The organism is Streptococcus sp. DTU_2020_1001019_1_SI_AUS_MUR_006, assembly GCF_032340315.1.
Taxonomy (GTDB): Bacteria; Bacillota; Bacilli; order Lactobacillales; family Streptococcaceae; genus Streptococcus.
Genome location: NZ_CP135436.1, coordinates 1,148,202 through 1,167,647, shown reverse-complemented (window position 1 = coordinate 1,167,647; position 19,446 = coordinate 1,148,202). Strand labels below are relative to the sequence as shown.

The 19,446-nt window shown below is 40.9% G+C and carries 12 protein-coding genes; 1 reads left to right on the top strand and 11 read right to left on the bottom strand.

Going from position 1 to position 19,446, the window contains the following annotated elements:
• From rlmN to RRU92_RS05535, 8 genes are all read right to left on the bottom strand, one after another.
• Window positions 1–1,086 (bottom strand): 23S rRNA (adenine(2503)-C(2))-methyltransferase RlmN, encoded by a 1,086-nt coding sequence (rlmN, locus tag RRU92_RS05570; RefSeq protein WP_045763788.1) that lies wholly within the window; start codon window positions 1,084–1,086, stop codon window positions 1–3.
• A 16-nt stretch (window positions 1,087–1,102) separates the two neighbouring features.
• Window positions 1,103–1,636 carry a YutD family protein gene (locus RRU92_RS05565; RefSeq protein WP_315638864.1) on the bottom strand — a complete coding sequence of 178 codons (534 nt, stop codon included), beginning with the start codon at window positions 1,634–1,636 and terminating at the stop codon, window positions 1,103–1,105.
• A gap of 162 nt (window positions 1,637–1,798) precedes the next feature.
• Complete coding sequence (gla, locus tag RRU92_RS05560) at window positions 1,799–2,668, bottom strand: aquaglyceroporin Gla (protein WP_281335100.1); 870 nt, start codon at window positions 2,666–2,668, stop codon at window positions 1,799–1,801.
• 158 nt (window positions 2,669–2,826) lie between these two features.
• Complete coding sequence (locus tag RRU92_RS05555) at window positions 2,827–3,993, bottom strand: acetyl-CoA carboxylase biotin carboxylase subunit family protein (protein ID WP_315638863.1); 1,167 nt, start codon at window positions 3,991–3,993, stop codon at window positions 2,827–2,829.
• Between the two features lie 12 nt (window positions 3,994–4,005).
• Window positions 4,006–4,746 carry an esterase family protein gene (locus tag RRU92_RS05550; RefSeq protein ID WP_049503006.1) on the bottom strand — a complete coding sequence of 247 codons (741 nt, stop codon included), beginning with the start codon at window positions 4,744–4,746 and terminating at the stop codon, window positions 4,006–4,008.
• A 21-nt stretch (window positions 4,747–4,767) separates the two neighbouring features.
• Entirely contained in the window at window positions 4,768–5,592 is an 825-nt protein-coding gene (locus RRU92_RS05545) for an alpha/beta hydrolase (protein WP_315638861.1), read from the bottom strand.
• A 135-nt stretch (window positions 5,593–5,727) separates the two neighbouring features.
• Entirely contained in the window at window positions 5,728–6,942 is a 1,215-nt protein-coding gene (gene thiI, locus RRU92_RS05540) for a tRNA uracil 4-sulfurtransferase ThiI (RefSeq protein ID WP_006150037.1), read from the bottom strand.
• Window positions 6,943–6,950: 8 nt separating this feature from the next.
• On the bottom strand, window positions 6,951–8,093 hold the full coding sequence (locus tag RRU92_RS05535; RefSeq protein ID WP_315638860.1) for a cysteine desulfurase family protein: 1,143 nt from the start codon (window positions 8,091–8,093) through the stop codon (window positions 6,951–6,953).
• Between the two features lie 136 nt (window positions 8,094–8,229).
• On the opposite strand from RRU92_RS05535, the gene RRU92_RS05530 reads away from it, so the two are divergent.
• The gene (locus tag RRU92_RS05530) at window positions 8,230–8,640 is read left to right on the top strand and encodes a DUF6556 family protein (RefSeq protein ID WP_315638859.1); all 411 of its coding nucleotides are present in this window, start codon (window positions 8,230–8,232) and stop codon (window positions 8,638–8,640) included.
• 281 nt (window positions 8,641–8,921) lie between these two features.
• On the opposite strand, the gene RRU92_RS05525 is transcribed toward RRU92_RS05530, so the two are convergent.
• The 3 genes from RRU92_RS05525 to RRU92_RS05515 form a co-directional block, all read right to left on the bottom strand.
• Entirely contained in the window at window positions 8,922–9,623 is a 702-nt protein-coding gene (locus tag RRU92_RS05525; protein WP_315638858.1) for a type II CAAX endopeptidase family protein, read from the bottom strand.
• A gap of 51 nt (window positions 9,624–9,674) precedes the next feature.
• The gene (locus RRU92_RS05520; protein WP_193750817.1) at window positions 9,675–9,839 is read right to left on the bottom strand and encodes a hypothetical protein; all 165 of its coding nucleotides are present in this window, start codon (window positions 9,837–9,839) and stop codon (window positions 9,675–9,677) included.
• A gap of 797 nt (window positions 9,840–10,636) precedes the next feature.
• Window positions 10,637–19,312, bottom strand: a complete 8,676-nt coding sequence (locus tag RRU92_RS05515; protein WP_315638857.1) for an SIALI-17 repeat-containing surface protein — start codon at window positions 19,310–19,312, stop codon at window positions 10,637–10,639.
• Window positions 19,313–19,446 lie beyond the last annotated feature (134 nt).

The following is a 19,446-nucleotide window of genomic DNA, read 5'->3' as shown; positions in this document are numbered from 1 at the left end:
TTATGGATTTACTTCTGCTACTGCTTTTTGACGATCACGCTTCATGGTATTTGAACGCAATTGTCCACAAGCGGCATCGATATCAGTACCATGTTCCTGACGAACAACACAGTTGACACCTTTTTTCTTGAGCGTGTCATAGAAAGCCATTACGCGCTCTTTAGGGCTTCGGCTATACTGGTCATGCTCACTAACTGGGTTGTAAGGAATCAAATTGACATAAGACAATTTCTTGATGTTTTTAAGTAATTCAGCCAACTCAAGTGCTTGTTCGACTCCGTCATTGACTTCATTTAGCATGATATACTCAAAAGTTACACGGCGGTTGGTTGTTTCGATGTAGTACTCGATAGCTGCAAAGAGTTTTTCAATCGGAAAGGCACGGTTAATCTTCATAATGCTTGAACGCAGTTCATTGTTTGGAGCATGAAGAGAAACAGCAAGGTTAACCTGTACGCCTTCATTGGCAAACTCACGAATCTTGTGAGCCAAGCCAGAAGTTGATACGGTGATATGACGAGCACCGATTGCCATTCCCTTATCATCATTGATGGTACGGATAAAGTTCAAGACATTATTGTAGTTATCAAAAGGTTCTCCAATACCCATGACAACGATATGACTAACACGTTCGTCCTGTCCACGTTCGTCAAAATATTTTTGGACTAACATAATCTGCGCAACGATTTCACCGTTATTGAGGTCACGTTGCTTCTTGATCAAGCCTGATGCACAGAAGGTACAACCGATATTGCATCCTACCTGAGTCGTTACACAGACTGACAAACCGTAGTGTTGACGCATCAGCACTGTCTCAATCAACATCCCATCTGGCAACTCAAAGAGATACTTTACAGTACCATCAGCTGATTCTTGCACGATGCGTTGTTTCAAAGGATTGACTACAAATTGATCATTGAGTTTGGCAATCAAATCCTTAGACAAGTTGGTCATTTCTTCGAATGACTGGACACGTTTACGGTAAAGCCACTCCCAGATTTGGTCGGCACGGAATTTCTTTTCTCCCTGCTCCAAGACCCATTCTTGCATGCCTTGACGTGTTAAACTATAAATAGACGGTTTCATCTTTTCTCCTTATTCTCTAATCTTTCTTACGGATGACGAAATGACGTTGCCCCTTGTCTTCTTTCTGAGATTTCTGTTCTTTTGAACGGCGTCTATTTCTCTTGTCCGTATGATTTTTTTTCTTACTTTGGGAAGTCTTTTTCCCTTTGCGAGAATCCTTTTCTTCCTCTTTTTTGCGCATCTTTTGGTCAAACGGTGCTCGTTTAGGAACTTCATTTTCTAAAACAAAATAGGCACAACCATAGCTACAATACTCAAGTAGGTAATCTTGTAAACGACTGATTTTCTCAAGAGACTCTTCTGCTCGCTCATTCTTGTAGAAACCACGTAAGCGCAACTGCTCATTACTCCAGTCTCCAACAATATAATCGAACTTACTTAAAACTTCAGAAAAGCGTTGAGTAAATGCCGTTGCATCAAAAGCATCCTTACTATTTTCAACCAAAGTAAAGGTAAACCCTTCAGCTTCGACTTTATCTCCAGATAGATGAAATTCAGGACCAGGGAATTTATTGTAATTATATAATTCGGGTGCAATCTCTTTACGCATAATATTCCTTTTTAACGTTTACTTAGTACTCTATTTTACCATATTTTCGCCACATTTTCACTTTTAGCATTAAAATGAAAAAAGTCTGACGATTTAAGAATCTCTATTTAAAAACTCGACTTTCCTAGACAAAAAAAACTGGGATTCCCCAGTTTTGAGTGATTATAGGTAAAGTAATTTGAAGAGCGCTACTGCTGCAATAGCTGCTGCAATCGGTGCAACTACTGGTACCCAAGCATACCACCATTTTGAATCACCCTTGTGTTGACCAAGGATTGATTTTGGAAGGAAGGCATGAAGGAGACGTGGTCCAAAGTCACGAGCTGGGTTCAAACCAGGTCCTGTAGGCCCACCAAGAGAAGTTACCAAGGCCATTACTAGGAAACCAAGTGCCAAGTGAGCAACAGAAAGTCCTGAAGCTGTATGAGGCGCTACTTGAGCTTTAATTGCCAAATCAGAGAAGTCAACATTTTGACCAGCTTGAGTTGCCATTTGTTTCATGTATTGGAGAACTTCAGCTCCAAAGAAGTTCTTTGTCAAACCAAGTGCTGCAAAGAAGAGAACGAATGAACCAACGAACTCGTTGATAAAACCGTTAACTGTTGCTGCGAAGCGTGATTCTTTTGTACCGTGGTCCAAACTTGAAATTGTTGAGAAAGTTCCCAAGATATTGTTTGCTTTTTCAGTTTGCAAGTAGTAAGGACGGTGAGTTGCAACAACCAAGGCTTGTCCGAAGATTGCTCCCAAGACTTGTGCAACGATGTATGGTGCTACTTGTGCCCAAGGGAAAAGTCCGCTAACTGCTAGACCAAGAGTGAAGGCTGGGTTGATGTGGTTACCAGAAACATTACCAAACATCAAGGCAGGGATCATAACCCCCATACCGTAACCAACAGCGATAACGAGCCAGCCACTTTGGTGACCTTTCGTACCTTTAAGTTCAACGTTGGCAACTGCACCATTCCCCAAGATGATCAAGATGGCTGTTCCCAAAAATTCTGTGGCATATTTGACTGCCCATGCGAAATCCATTGATAGATTCTCCTTAATATTTTTTAGACAATCCCTATTCTATCAATTTTTAAGCCTTTTAGCAACAGATTTTCTAAAAGAATCCTATGGGAAAACGCTTTTATTTCAGTTCTTCAAAAAAGACCTAACAAAGAGAGTTTGTTAAGTCAAAATTTTGATTATTCTTGACGCTGACCAAAGTCCTTAATCATCTGATCCATTTCTTCACGACTTGATGTCGTTAGCATATAGAGAAAGTCTCCTTGCAATTCAGCAAAGGCTGCAGGCATGATTTTCTTGACCTTGAACTGGTGATCATATTTGGCGAGCAAGTCTTCTTCTGAATAAACATAGTTGGCATTAGCGCGACGAGATGTTGCCAAGCAGTATAGAGGCTCGAATTGAGAAGCTGGGAATGGTTCACCTGCAACGATCGCTGCATAGCCCTTATACAAATCAAAAGAATGGGCATAGTTATAGACATCAATGGTGAAGCCACCTGCTGGACGGTTATTGTACTCGATAGCAATATAATCATCACCCTCACGGAAGAACTCGATATGGAAGAATCGTTCCTTCATGCCAAATTCTTTGACAATTGCCTCACCATATTTACGCAATTTTGGATCCATCTCTTTGAGAACGTAATAAGAATTGTCCATCTTATAAATCATGAGATCGAGGGGGGTGTGTGCGTAGTCAAAGGTCGTAGAAAAGACGATATTCCCATCTCTATCTACCAAACCGTCGAAAGTACAGATCTCACTAGAGGTGACAAATTTTTCAAAGAAATAAACGGTTGAGTGATCCCATTCAGCCTTAAAGTGATTGACATCATCTTCTGTTTCAAGTTTGAAGGTTGCGGCTGCTCCCACTCCATTATCAGGTTTTGCAATCATGGGAAGACCGATCTCTTTCACAGCTTTATCAACATCTGCCTCTGTTTCAATAACAGTACCTGGCACAACGGGAACTCCAGCTTTCTTGAAGAGTTTCTTCATTTCGGACTTGAACTTGGTCTTCTTAAGGTCTTCTGGTTTGGCACCAAAGACATTAAATTGTTCACGAAGGGCAGCGTCTAACTCTAGCCAGTATTCATTGTGTGATTCAATGCGGTCAATTGGTCCATGTTTATAGAAAAGAAAGGCAACTGCACGTTTCACTTCATCAATATTTTCAAGATTATCAACTCGGAAATACTCAGTCAAGCTATTTCGCAATGGTTCATCTAGTTGTTCATAGGGTTCTTGCCCAATCCCTAGAACGGTGATTCCTTTATTAGCTAACTCAATACTAAACTGTTGGAAATTTTGTGGGTAATAGGGTGAAATTACAAGATAATTCATAAGCGACTCCTTTTATAGACTCATGTGACCGAGGAAATAAGGCATTTGTTTGCGCCACCATTCCCAATCGTGGGCAACATCGTGTCCCCATTCTGCAAACCAGGCAGGAATTTGTTTTTGATCGAAGGCTTCTTTGAGCTTGTAGTAAGAAGGTAGGCCATCATGTTCCCAAGCACCTAGTCCCGTACAAACCACAATTTCAGCTTGACGGTAACGATCGATAAACCAACCGTCATTTTGATTCCAGATATAGTCTACTGGTGAATTTTGATAGATAGCATCATCATTGTAGTAGTCACCTACAAAGAAACGCGCATCATAGACACCACTGAGGGCGATAACCTTGGTAAAGACATCTGGATGCTGAAGGAAGAAGTTGAGTGCATGGTAAGCTCCCATAGAGCAGCCTGTCGTCATCATGCCGTCGAACCAGCCCGTCTTGTGCTTGATAAAAGGAATGGCTTCTTCAATCACATATCGTTCATAGGTACGGTGCATTTCAGCTTGGTCATGACCATTTTTCCATGTTGCTAGCCAACTCTCACTATCGACACTTGAAAGGGTAAAGAATTGCACTCGACCTTCCTCGATAAAGGATGCACATGCATCAATCATGCCAAAATCATAGTATTCATTGTGGCTCCCACCTGAGGAAGCAAAGACAACCACTGGAATACCTGCGTGTCCGTAACGATTAACATACATTTCACGGTTAAGATGACCACTCCAGTGGCTAAGATGTTCAATATTCATATCCTGTCTCCTTTATACTAATTACCAATTTTCTGCAAAAAAGCGTAGGCAAGCTGGGAGATTTTCTGACCATGGCACTTCATGGTGAATGGCTCCAGCCTGAACCTTAAGTGAAAGATTCTCCAACTCAACTCCTCCCGCTATCAAATCATGATAATAGCGAAGGGAAGAGTCGATATAGGCCTGCTTAATATTGCCAGCCATGAGAGTCTTGTCTGTGTCGTCTGCTTCTTCCGTACCAACATAGATAAAGACACGCTGGTCAGACAGTAGTTTTTTTCGCTCGATATAGCGATCAAAGGCCTCTTGGTGAAGCCAGTTAGCTGATGAGAAAACTCCCAAACATCCAATTTGATCCTGATACTCCAAGCCAATAAACTGGGTAATATTGCCACCTAGAGAAGATCCAACCATAGCAGTGTGCTTGCGGTCAGACTTTGTACGATAGTTTTCGTCGATAAAGGGTTTGACCACTTCCATGACAAACTCAGCGTACTCGACTCCCTTACCACCAAATTGTTGGCCAGGAATGTTGGACTCTTGGAATTTCCATGCCGCATACTCGTTCATTCGACCAAGACCATCATTGTCAATAGCCACAACAATCATACGGCTGATATCTGGATTTCGCTTGATGGCTGGGATAATCTTCCAGGAATGTCCAACGTAAGATTCCTTACTATAAAAGACATTTTGTCCATCGTGAAAATACACAACTGGGTAGCTTCTATCCGTATCTTTATCATAGTTTTTGGGGAGGAGAACACGTACGCGACGCTCCTTACCTGTGTAGGGAACCACTAATTTATGCTCTCGCATTTTCAGGTAAAAGTAGGATTGATTCATTGTCAGAAAACTCTCTATATTCAAAATTTTATCTTATTATAGCACAAAAATAGAAAAAAAGTCAGTTTCCGTCTAAATTTAGAACAAAAAACTAACTTTTTCTACTTATTTTCTCTATTCTTCTGGATTTTCTAATTAGAGGAGATCGTCAATTAGCTCATCAACTGCATCCTTCTCAGCTTGAGGCGTAATTTCAGTAATCATGATTCCTGCTACTGCACGTTCAACCAGACCTTCGACATCCATACGTGTTTCATACTGCTCTGCATTCTTAATCTTTGGATTTGTCTTCGGACGATCGGGTGCAAAAATCGTACAACAGTCTTCAAAGGGCTGGATAGAAATTTCAAAGGTGTCAATTTCCTGAGCGATATCTATGATTTCCAACTTATCCATGGTCACAACTGGTCGGATAATCGGTGTATTAGTCACCGCATTGATAGCCTGCATACTCTCCAGGGTTTGGCTTGCCACCTGACCAAGACTTTCACCATTGATGATGACCAAACCATTTCTCACTTCTCGGATACGGTCCGTAATGCGCATCATAAAGCGGCGAGTCAGAGTCATGAGATAAGCTTCTGGAGCCTTAGCCTTAATCTCTTCTTGAATCTCAGTGAAAGGCACTTCAATAAACTGAATATTACCACCGAACTTAGTCAATTTACGAGTCAAATCCTGCGCTTTTTTGAGGGCACCTGGACTTGTATATGGTGGACTAGCAAAGTGGACAGCCTCGATATCCACTCCACGTTTTAGAGCTAGATAACCAGCTACTGGTGAGTCAATCCCACCTGACAACATGAGCATGCCTTTCCCTGAAGTTCCAACCGGTAAACCACCAGCTCCTCGAATGGTTTCATAAGAAAGGTAGGCCGCCTCTTCACGAATCTCCACCTGAAGATTGATGTCAGGATTTTTCATTTGTGCTTGTACATTGGGAATGGCTTCAAAGACTGCACCACCAAGAGTTTGGTTGAGTTCACGACTATCTAGCTCAAAGTTGTGGTCACTACGCTTGCTTGAGATTTTAAAGGTCATTCCTTCCTTGTAGATGTCCTTCATAATCTCTTGGACAGCAGATTTCAGAACTTCTACGGATTTTTCAACCTTATATACTGGAGAAAAGTTTTGTATTCCAAAAACTTGTTTGAGAGATTCTGCCACTGGTTCATAATCTGCCCCATTGAGATAAGCATGGGCACGATCGCGGTCTGCTGTCACTTTAACTTGAGGATAGATGGACAAAACGTCTGAGATATTATTACGTAGTTTATTGATGAAACGCATACGGTTTTTACCCTTGGTTGACAACTCTCCATAGCGAATCATAATTTCTGAATACTGCATGAATGCTCCTATCTTACTTTTTTAGTTTGATTGTAGATTAATTTTAATTTAGTCAAAAATTGTTCAACTTGACTCATGTCATTTTCTAGGTCTAGACTGAAACGAACTGCTGACTGGGCTTTATCTTTTTCAATGCCCATGGCAATCAGGGTACCAGCAGGTTTCCCAGCCTTGGACGAGCAAGCAGAGGTTGTAGAGATGAAAATATCATAGTCTTCAAAGGCATGAACAATGACTTCCCCACGAACTCCCTTAATCCCAAAGGTCAGAATATGAGGAGCAAAGTCTTCCTCACCTGAAAAGACAAAAATATCTGGATAGTCAAGAAGAGCCTGACGGATGACTTCCTTCATCTGACTCGTTTTGCTAGAAAACAAGTCCAGTCTTTCCATAGACAAACGTAGGGCCTTGGCTGTCGCTGCAATCCCTGCTACATTCTCAGTTGTGGAACGATAGTCACGCTCTTGGCCACCACCAGTTAAAAGCGGTGTAATCTTCTTACCAGACTTGATATAGACAAAGCCAACACCACGAACTCCATGGAATTTATGACTGGAGAAGGTTGCGAAATCTACTCGATCAGTCAGATACTTTTCTGTCGGAATCTTAGCCAAGGCCTGAACAGCATCTACATGAAAAGAAATGGTTGGTTTATCCGCTAAAAGTTCTGAAATAGCTTCAATAGGCTGGATTGAGCCGATTTCATTGTTGACTGCCATAACAGAGACTAGCGTTGTATCAGGACGAAGTAGATTTTCTAAAGCAGTTACATCTACAAATCCTTTTTCATCAACTGGTGCAAAATCCACTTCAAAACCTTGAGTCTTGAGCCAAAGAGCTGACTCCTTGACTGCTGGGTGCTCAATAGCTGACACAATAATGTGTTTACCAAATTGCGCTTTTTCAAAAGCTACACCTTTGATAACCCAGTTATCACCTTCAGTACCACCAGAGGTAAAGAAGATTTCCTCGCTTTTCTTGCCAATCAATTCTGCAATCTGCTGACGGGAAGCTTCTAAAATTCTGGTAGATTGGTCTCCCAAACGATGGAGACTTGAAGGATTTCCAATAATTTTTGCAGACACTTGCATATAGGTTTCAAGTGCTTCTGGATAAGGCTTAGTCGTTGCCGAATTATCAAAGTAAATCATGGTTTCTCACGCTTTCTAAAATCACTCCTTCTATTGTATCACGAAACAGTTCAGGCGACAAGAAAGGCAATTCAGGTTCATTTAAGTTTTTTTTAAAGATTTTCGGTATAATGAATTTTAGTAAAGGAGAGATATTATGTCTAATTATCGTAGAACATCAAAACCCAAAACAGAACACATCAAAAAAGGATTTACTGTTTTTCAAAAGACGATAGCTACTATCGGTAGTATTCTGGGGCTGATTACTGCAAGTATCACCATCATGAATGCTATGAATAATAATAATAACTCTAAAAAAGAAACTACGACAACCCAGACAACAGTCATAAAAGAGATTCAAAAGGAATCCCCTCAAGAGAATACTACTCCAAACAAGGACAATACTTCTACAAAAGAAAACACACAAGAAGAAACAACAACCCAATCTAGTAGCAGTGCAGAAAGCAAGAAAGAAGATACTAGCAGTAAACAAGAACAACCGACTGTTCCTTCTTCTAGCACTCAAACAACAGATACCAAAACGTCTACTACTAATGGAGCTTCCTAAAAGAACGATCTAACAGCCAGTGATTGAATCGCTGGTTTTTTTATTGCTATCTTCAGCATTTATCAGCAAAAGTTGATCTTTGCAACAGAAAAATGATCAGCCTTTAAACCAATCATTTTTTGAATATATTTTATACTCAATGAAAATCAAAGAGCAAACTAGGAAGCTAACCACAGGTTGCTCAAAACACTGTTTTGAGGTTGTGGATAGAACTGACGAAGTCAGTAACAAATATACGGCAAGGCGACGCTGACGTGGTTTGAAGAGATTTTCGAAGAGTATTAGCTAAAAACTAAAAATAGATAGTTTAGGATAGATACCAGTACCAGCACTCCGTTATTTAGCAAATGAACAGCTATAGAATCAAGAATATTCCCTCTACGAGCATAGGCTAAGTAAAATATCACTCCCAGTAAAAAATAAGTTACAAACTCTATCGGATAAAACATATGCAGATAGCCAAAAATCGCAGAACTTATTAGCAATTTCAACCACTTTTGATCTTCTTTAAAAAAATAGTGGCTGAAGAATCCTCTAAATACTAATTCTTCCATGATTGGAGCAAATATACCAATTGCAAAATGAAAGGCGATGAAAAATAGAGGAAAAACACGAGTAACCTGCTCACTTGTGGCCAGCAAGGCAGCATCGTTAGCGGAAGTTGGATTTCCAGTAACCACTTGGATTAGGAGAGTACCTACAATCGCTACTAGTCGAGTAGCCACATAAAATAAAAGGGCTATTCCAAAATCCTTCCAGGTAAACTTGAAAGCCTTCTGCTGATTCGGAATTTTCTTTTTATATTGTCGCCAAACAGCAACTAGCAAGAAAGTAGCCAGTACCAAATACCCAATACTAGTCGTCCACTTTAAGGATAGAGAACTAGAATCTTCGAGAGCCAGCATTCTCATGGGAAATGTATTTACATTTATAATCAGTAAGATCATTCCTACAAATTTTAAACTATTTTTCAACTTTTGCAAACCACTACCTCTTCTTTCCTGAACTCCAGCATCTCTAGTTACTAACGATGCTCACCTATGTTTTCTTTCTTCTTTATAGATTTCTACTCCCTTAATCAAGGATAGTAAGACAAGGATAACCCCAATATCTAAATTGATCAAACTACCTCCATCAGCGAATAAATACAAACCCAAGCAGGCTTGCGCTAAGGGATAGGCATATTTATTAAATTTCATAGATACCCCCAAAGCTTTCTACCAATAAATGAATAGAATAACTTCTTAGTCTTGCTCACAAGAGAACATCAAATTTCAGATTTACTTTTTTCTACTAGCTATCTCTAAATCCAATCCAATAATACTCTTCAGATTAACTTGTAAGATCAGCTCTATTCTTTTAGGTTTGAACCAAACCACCGATCTACTAAATCATGTTTAGGAACAACCATAGTTTAGCATTTATTTCTAGGAAAAGATTGCTCTTTCTTAAATTGTCATCAAAACATCCTAAATGGTAGTAATTGGCTTGCGGCTTAACCCAATCTAATACTCTTCGAAAATCAAATTCAAACCGCGTCAACGTCGCTTTGCCGTACTCAAGTACAGCCTGCGGCTAGTTTCCTAGTTTGCTCTTTGATTTTCATTGAGTATAAGGACTTCGTCAGGAGTTAGGAATGTTTTATTCAAAGAACTTCAATGACCATCAGCTTCCTCACTTTAAGAAAAAGCGAACAAGACCAGCTTCTGTTTATCAGAAAACTAGTTTTGTCCGCTTTTTATAATCGAGATTAGTCTCTTGATTCAATCTCTATGACTTATACTCTTCGAAAATCAAATTCAAACCGCGTCAACGTCGCCTTGCCGTAGGTATATGTTACTGACTTCGTCAGTTCTATTCACAACCTCAAAACAGTGTTTTTAGCTGACTTCGTCAGTCTTATCTACAACCTCAAAGCAGTGCTTTGAGCAACCTTCGGCTAGTTTCCTAGTTTGCTCTTTGATTTTCATTGAGTATTAGATGCTTTTACATCATCTTATTCGTCGTCTTTTTTCTTTCCCATAGCAAACATAGCAAGAAGTGCACCTACAACACCAACGGCTGCAAGGCCAGCATTTTCTTTAGTACCTGTTTCTGGGAGCTTGTATGGATGACTTGCAGGTGCTTGGTAGGTCTTATCTTGTGACATAGCAAGAGCTACAAGAGACTGCTCATCTCTGTATGCTGGAGTTTCATGTGTAGTTGGGGCTGAACCATTCACACTTCCAGTAAATTCTGGAACTTCGTGAGTAGTTCCTTCTGATCCATTTACGTGACCAGTGAACTCTGGGACTTCATGGACAGCTGCTTCAACACCATTCACCCCACCAGTATATTCTGGGACTTCATGGACAGCTGCTTCTGCTCCATTGACACCGCCTGTGTATTCTGGAACTTCTACTACTGGTGCTGGAATCTTGTCTGCTTCTACCGTAGCTTCAGTATACTCTGGAACTTCATGAATAGCTGCTTCGACACCATTTACGCCACCTGTGAATTCTGGGACTTCTACTACTGGTGCTGGTTCATCGCCTGCTGTGCCAATAGCTCCTGTGTATTCTGGAACTTCTTGAACAGCTGCTTCGACTGCGTTAACGCCACCTGTGAATTCTGGGACTTCTACTACTGGTGCTACTTCATCGCCTGCTGTGCCAATAGCTTCAGTGTATTCTGGAACTTCTTGAACAGCTGCTTCGACTGCGTTAACGCCGCCTGTGAATTCTGGGACTTCTACTACTGGTGCTACTTCATCGCCTGCTGTGCCAATAGCTTCAGTGTATTCTGGAACTTCTTGAACAGCTGCTTCAACACCATTTACGCCACCAGTAAATTCTGGGACTTCTACTACCGGTGCTGCCTCATCACCTGCTGTGCCAATAGCTTCAGTGTATTCTGGAACTTCTTGAACAGCTGCTTCAACACCATTTACGCCACCAGTAAATTCTGGGACTTCTACTACTGGTGCTGGCTCATCACCCTTACTTGTAGTTGGAGCTGGTTTCTCTGGTTCTTCTGGCAGTTCTTGGTGGAAGGTCGTCATTTCGTAGAACTCTGGTTTGCCACCTTCCCAAACAAGTTTGACATCCAATAATGGAGACTTATCTCTAACAGCAAATGTTTGGAAGCTTGAGGTAATCTCACCTAGTTCTGACCAAGCATCTGCTTTATCCTCTTTCAGAGTACGAGCAAGCACACGAGCTTTCACTCCTTGAGGAAGACTTGAAACAAGTCGGATATGGTTAGAATCTGTCGGTTCTGACAAGTGGTAGACAAGCTCACCTTGTTCTTTCTCAGCCTTGTAGCTTGTCAATACTTTGCCATCCACAAGGTTTGTGTATAGGTTTCCTTGGCTTTCACCGCTGTTTCCTTCAACAGTTGGGTCATTGATTGGTTTCACGAATTCACCATCATTGATCACCAACTCAGTGAAACCTACAAAACGAGCATCATAGTCTGCTGTAAATAGAACACGGAGATAGTTGGCTTTAACTGGGCTTGAAAGTTCACCCTCGATATAGCGATTTCCTGGCATCTTAGAATCATGTGTCCAGCCATCTGTCAAGGAGTCATCACGTGTTTCATTAGCAAGGCCGTCACCAACTGTCACAACATCCGTCCAAGTCTTGCCATCTTGACTGACTTGAATCTTACCATCACGGAGATAGTTTTGAGTGCCGTCTTGGATGTAAGCTCTAATCTTCTTAATATCACGTTCGCTACCAAGTTTCAAGGTAATATGACCGTCTTTACGAGCATAGTCTGAGAACTCTACAAAGTTATTGTAGACACCGTCAAACAACTGATCCAAGTTCTTGATCTTACGAACGTCATTTCGACCGTATGTTGGGTGGATTCCCATTGATGTAGAATCAAGTGTTGTTGGTTGAACTTCTTTTGTCTTAACAAGTAGAGATGTTGCTGTCACTGCTTGTTCTTGATCAGTCTTATTAACTAGACGAACATAACGTACCAAGGACTTATCAGTCACTTGATCAGCTGGATACCATTCTTGAGCATTTGGAGAGTATTCCAAGTTGAGAGATGGATTTTCTGTACCAAGTGCTTGAATGCTTTCAGCTTGGTGAAGACGATCAAGTTTCATACCCAAGTAGCTATTAGCTGGAAGCTTAGTTCCGCTTGGAATTTTCAGGTCATAACGACCTAGGCTGTCATAAACTGGAGTTGACTTCAAGCTTTCAACATTTGTATCAGTCAATTCGCTATTGCCTGCACGTGTTTCAACTGAGAAATCAGCGATACGCCACCATAGGTTGATGTTCTTAGTATTGCGAACACGAACGTAGCGAGCTGAAATTGGAGTTTCGATTTCTTTTGTTTGTTCACCAGTCAAGCGATCCAACTCTTGCCATGAGCTACCATCTGCAGAATATTCAAGAACACCTTCTGCCAATTTATCTCCTGATCCTTGAACCAAACGAACCTTGGTCACAGGTTTAACTTCACCCAAGTCAAGTTGTACCCAACCATTGACTGGAGTTGTGTCTGTTCTATCAGCATTTGCAAGCATGGCTTCAGTATTATCACGTCCGTCTGTAATCTGACCAACTGTTGTGTTGTACTTGTACATAAGATTTGGACTGATAGTCACAGTAGCTGACTGTTTAGCACGAGTAACTTCCACAGGACGGTTCACAGCAATTTCTCTTACCGCAAACCAAGTATTATCACGATCTGAAGTCGCAATCATACGAACAGCTTTGGCGTTGATGTTGAGGTTTTCAAATTTAAGCAGTGGTTCATTACCAGTGTAGCTTGGTTCTGAAAGTGTTACCCACTCATCATTTTCATTGAGATATTCAACCTTAGCGTTGTTGAAGGTATCACGAGGATTTGCTTGAGTTCCCATTGCAAATGTCAAGTTTTGGATTGGAACAGCTTTGTTAAATTTCAAGCCAATGTAGTCACCAGTCTTGATACTGTTTGGCGATTTGATCAATGCATGAGTTCCTAGATCTCCATCAGTCACTTCAGCAAGTCCACCTTCTACACCTGTACGGTTAGTGATAAAGGTACTAATGACTTGGTCAGGATGCAAGGCTTTTTGGACTTCTGTTGCAAGGATTTCACGAAGGCCAAGCAAGAATGGACGGATATGTTGAACACCCAACTCAGCTCTTTCATCATGGTCTACATAGTGGAAGGTATAGGTTTGAGACTGTTCATAGAGTTTCAAGCCCTTATAGTAACTATCCCAAAGTTTTGCAGAATCGTTCTTTTCGATAGCTTCTGTACCATCAAGGAGAGCACTCAAGGCGTCCATTTGGTCAATAGTATTATCCAACCAATAGTGGATTTGAGCACGCATCTTTTCATCACCAGATGCTTTATATAGTTGAGCTGCAGCTTTCAGTTTAGCAAATTCTGCACGCAATTCTTGACGCTCTGCACTAACATCTTGACCAGCTTTCAACTTAGCCATGAAGGCCGCCAATTTTGGTGCAAGTTCAACAGACTCTTCCAATTTCACAACACGACCATCCATGTTTTGGTTAATCATGTGTTTACCAAGTTCACGGAAGGCAAGAGATGCTTCGCTATCTGTAAACTTACCGTTTTCAACAAAGTTGAAGGCGATATCATTCACTCTCTTAGCTTCTTCTTCTGACTTCCATTGTTTCCATGCATATTGAGCTGCAGAGAAGAGGGCAATCTTAGAAGGTTCAGATTGTTGCATTGGGTTCAACATGATACCTGATAGGAGACTAGGGTCTACATTCGGATGAAGGAATTTCTCACCACCACCCAAGATCAAGTGTTGTTTAGAGTTATCTGTAACAGGCCAGTTTACCCATAGAGAAACTGGTCGGTAGGTCTTACCTCCTGCAGTCAGGTTATTCTTAAGGTTAGAGAGGAATCTTTCAGACACTTCACCCCAAATCTTACCACCAGTAAGGGTCATAGAAGTTGAAGTTGGAAGGTTTTCATTTAGAGATTTCAACTCATCTTCACGTCCATTACCCCAATATTGACCTGGAACGAAAATCATTTCCTTACGAAGACCAACATAAGTTGCTTGTTTTTCAGTCAACCAATCTGTCATGTCCTTCATTAAGCGGTTATAGCTATTGTAGCCACCAACTGGACTTGGAGCATCATCGGCTAGAATACCGAACTCACGGACACCGACATCCATCAATTGAGTGAACTTAGCCTTAATGGTTTCAAGGTCTTTTTGGTAGTCAGCATCGTTGCCAAAACGAATACGGTTGTTCATGAATGGGTGGATGGTCCAAACATAACGAGTCTTGTTTTGGTTCCCGACACGTGCCAATTCACGAATTTCAGCTAATTTTTCTTCTGGATAAAGTTCACGCCATTTCTTGTTGTGGTATGGATCGTCTTTTGGTGCAAAGAAGTATTGAGTCAACTTCAAGTCACCACCGTAGCGCATCAATTCAGCACGATCAGCATTGCTCCATGGATTTCCATAGTAGCCTTCAATAAATCCACGGTTCTTAATTTCAGCAAAGTCTTCAACTGTTACATTACGTAAAACAGGAGCTTCACTTTCATTAAGCATGTGTTTAAGAGTAGTCAATCCATAGAAAACAGCATCTGTATCTTTACCGACGATAGAGATTGTATTGTTCTTAATTGACAAAGCATAGGCATCAATCTTATCAAAGAGTCCTTGAGAAATACCAGATGTTTCTTTTTCAGCCTGTGAATTTTGACCATGAACACCAAGATAAATATTTGTAACACCAGCCACTGCTGTTTTACTGCTTGTGTAAGAGATTTGGTGATCTTGCAAAACGCTCTTCAAGCGGTTACGAGTATAAATATCTAATTGGTCACCCATCACAAGATTCACTTGTTTATGGAGTTTTGTAACACCTTCACCATAAGTTACTTTTTGTGGTGTTGGGAAGACCTTGTATTCTTTCTTGAGATAGTCTTGACTTTGGGCTGCTGCAGCAATCGCATCATCACTAGCTGGCTTTTTAGCTACAAAACTATCAGCAAGTTCAGTTGTACCATCACTTACTTCTTCAACTTTAGGTTGCTCTGGAGTGATAGGTTTTTCAGGAGTAACTGGTTTTTCAGGAGTAACTGGCTCTTCTGGTTTGCTATCAGAAAGTGGCTTAAGAAGTTGAATCTCTGCTGCACTACCAAATCCACCGACACCTGATAAGATCTTAAATTCTACCTTATCCGTTTCAACTGCATCAAAGTTAACTGTTTTTTCTTTGGAATTGTTTTCCCAAGTTCCTGAAGCAACTTTAACCATCTGACCATCTTTTTGAGCATAGATTTCGTAAGAAGTCACGACTCCGTTGCCACCACCTGGACGTGGAAGATAGGTCAAACCATTGACTTTTTCTGCTGCTTTCAAGTTCATTGCAACAGTGAATGGAGCTTGATGACCAGACCATTTTGAATGCCAGAAAGTATTTGGATCATTGTCAAAGGCTTTTTCTACTGGACCTTCTGCATTGGTACCTGGTAACTCTTGACTAGTTGCAGAAACTGTAAAATGATCATTTGGAATCAAGCGTGGATTTACGAATGGTTGATTTGACAACTCAGCGCTATGCAAGATTCCTTTGAAGCCACCGATTGTTTCAAGAGGTAGAACTAAACTATTATGCGCAAAGCGAGGGTAAGCTGGATTTGCAATACGCTCAACCTTTTCACCATCTACATAAACTTCTGTTACTTGTGGTTTGGTTACAACAGAAATTTGATAACGTTTATTCTTTTCAAGTTTCTTGTTGAATTGAATATGGAATTGTTCAAAAGTATAAGCTAAGTAGCCATCCTTATCCGCAAGATAAAGTTGGTTGTCTCCACTAGTTGAGAAGGTTTGTTCACCATCACCAGTTACAGTAACATCTAATTTCAAGACATGACTTGGTCCAGCATCACCAACTAGGCCTTCGATAGTACTATCTTTTTCGAAGTTCAAACCTGCTTCAGTCTTCTGTACTTTCTTAGCAAGATAATCTTTGATAGTTTCTGGATTGATCTTGAACAAGTCGCTTTCTTCTACTGTTTTATCAGGGTTAGATTGCGGTGCATAAACACTTGTTGGCAAGGTACGCTCTGCAAAAGTCTTACCTGCACGATCAGATCCCCAAGTACGTTCTGCAGTTGTTTGCATACTCTTGAAGAAGCGTTTAAAGATATCGTAAGAAGTGAGTCCAGTTTCATGAAGGTCGATGTTGTCATTCCAAACAGCGTGACCACCACCGATGATATTTGGATTAGATGCTTCTAGGCGTGGTCCTCCACCTGTTGTAAAGTCATTTGGAGTCCAACTATTGTATTGGCGCTCATAACTTGCATAGTCTCCGTAACCACCTTGACTATTGCTTCCACTTGGAACACTATAGGTTGGAATATCTGTAATATTGATAATCTTAGCGCCTTGAGCAATAGCATCAGCTGGGCGTTGCCATCCGAGACTCCAGATATCAACTTCTACATCTTTCCAATCAACTGGCGTTGTACCAGGTTTTGCACTAAGTGAACCCCAAATACGTGGTGTATAGCCTTTGCCTTTGATGTACTGAATCATATCATTGACATAGCGACGATAGCTTTCGCGACTACCGTAGTACTCATCGGTTCCGATATGAACTGTTGAGACACCATGAAGTGGTGCATCCTCTCCATCCAACAATTTATCATAGACTGATTTAACAAAAGCAAGCGTTTCTTCGTACTTGTTGTCCAAGTCCAACATAGCCACACGTTCTACATTGTGTTTACCTCTATAGTCACTAAGACTGCCTTTATACATAAGATCAGGTCTAACCTTAACAAATGAAAGAGCGTGACCTGGTGTGTCAATTTCAGGAACAAGGTTGATATGCAAAGCTTTTGCCAACTTGATAATTTCTTGCATTTCTTCCTTAGTGTAATGCTCGTCAGATGTTAATTTTTCACCATTTTCACCGACAACATCAGTCTCTACACGGAAACCTGTCTTAGCATTTTTAAGAACATAATCCAGTTCCTCTTGAGGAGTAAGATTTTTCCCTGCTAAATGATCTTTTAAGAAGATATAGTTGTCATTCAAATGCAACTGAAGATCGTTCATCTTGTAGTAGGCCATGTTGAGCATGATGTCTACAAGCGTATCATAAGGAATAAACTTACGACCTGTATCTAGCATAAAGCCACGGTGACTGAAGCTTGGGAAGTCACGGATTTCTCCGTTTTGCAAATCCTTTTCTCCCATCTGAAGGAGAGTACGAGTTGCGTAAAAGGCTCCTGCGTTGGTCGCCGCTTCTACTGTGATAACTCCATCTTTAATGGTGATACCATAGCCTTCTTTGCCATAGCCTTTATCTACAACTTTCTTAAATTCGATCCGTTTTTGAGCTGTTTGATCACCTGTAGCGATTTCTAGCCCACGACTTTCAAGGTCAGTCTGATAGAATTTTGCTTCTTGACCAAATCCAGAATCGCCAACTGAAATCACGGTATCAGCTGTAATAGAAGTTTTGCCTTCAGTTCCATACCATTGTTGAACTGCTGGAGCAACTGCTGGTTTGGTTCCAACACCTTCGTCTGCATGTAACCCTTTAATAAGGACTTCAAATTCTTTTGTGAAGGTATGAGTATCCTTGACTTGTTGGACCATGACCTTAACAGTTTGGTCTGTTAAGGGTTTATAGATTTTGTTATTTAGGTCAACAACCCCCTGTTTGTTGCTACCAATCAAGCTGACTTGACCTGGTAATTTAGGTAAAACAAGTGATTTCCCATCTTCAGCAACCGCTAATTCTGTGACTTGGCGAATATCTGTTGGTTTGCTAGCGTCTGGAATGTTTGAGTAGGCACGAATTTCTTGAATCCCAACATTTTTCCAATTCATTGTACCAGCTTGATAGTCTGTAATTTCAAGTTTGAGGTATTTAGCTTGGATAGCTTCTTTCAAGTCAACCTTTTCATCAAGTACAGGTGTTCCTGTTCTTTGATGAGCCAACTTCCATTCTTTGTTACCTGAACCATTTACATCATCCTGGCCAGCGTAGTAGAGATTCCAAGATTTGATATTTGGATCGTTTTGTTGACCACGAAGACGGCGATCCCAATCAATTTCCACATGCTTAATTACAGTTGTCTTCTCAAGTGTGAATTCGATTGTTGGTTTCTCAACATTTTGGTCAGTAGCCCAACGAGTATCAGGTTTGCCATCAATTGCCTTTTCTGCTGTAAATGGTGTGTTGGCTTCATGGTTTGAAGCTGTTGCAGTCGCCTTTTCTAGATGATTGACATCTGGTGTATCTACTACATCTTTAGTCGCAGGACTTGCAACTAGTTTCGCCTCAGAAGCTGCTTCCTCTTTAGGATTTGTAGCTGGTTTTGAAGCTACTTCTTCCTTAGGAGCAGGAGTTTCAGTTGGTTTTGGAGTAGTTGTTTCAGCTGCAGTTGCTCCAGTTTCTGACGCTGCAGGTTGTTCATCTACAGTTCCAGCACTTGCTTCTGCTTTTTCAATAGCTGCTGCTATATCTGCTGGCAGTTTATCCAGAGGCTGAGCCTGTGTTATTGTTCCTTCTGTCTCAGCAGGTCCTTCTGTTTCAGCAGCCTGAACCATACCAGCTCCAAAGATACTGGCACCAATCATAACAGAAGCTGCGCCGATTGTAAATTTACGTATACTGTAATGACACCGTTTCTCAAAAAAATGTTTTCCCATTTTTTCCTATTTCCTTTCATACGCTCACAAGTGGTAAGCGTTCTCATTCCTCTTTAGAAAAAGAGAGGACCTAGAGGGTCCTCTCTGGGTTTTCTTTTTCTCCACGACAATGATTGTGGAGTCTAAGCTCTCTT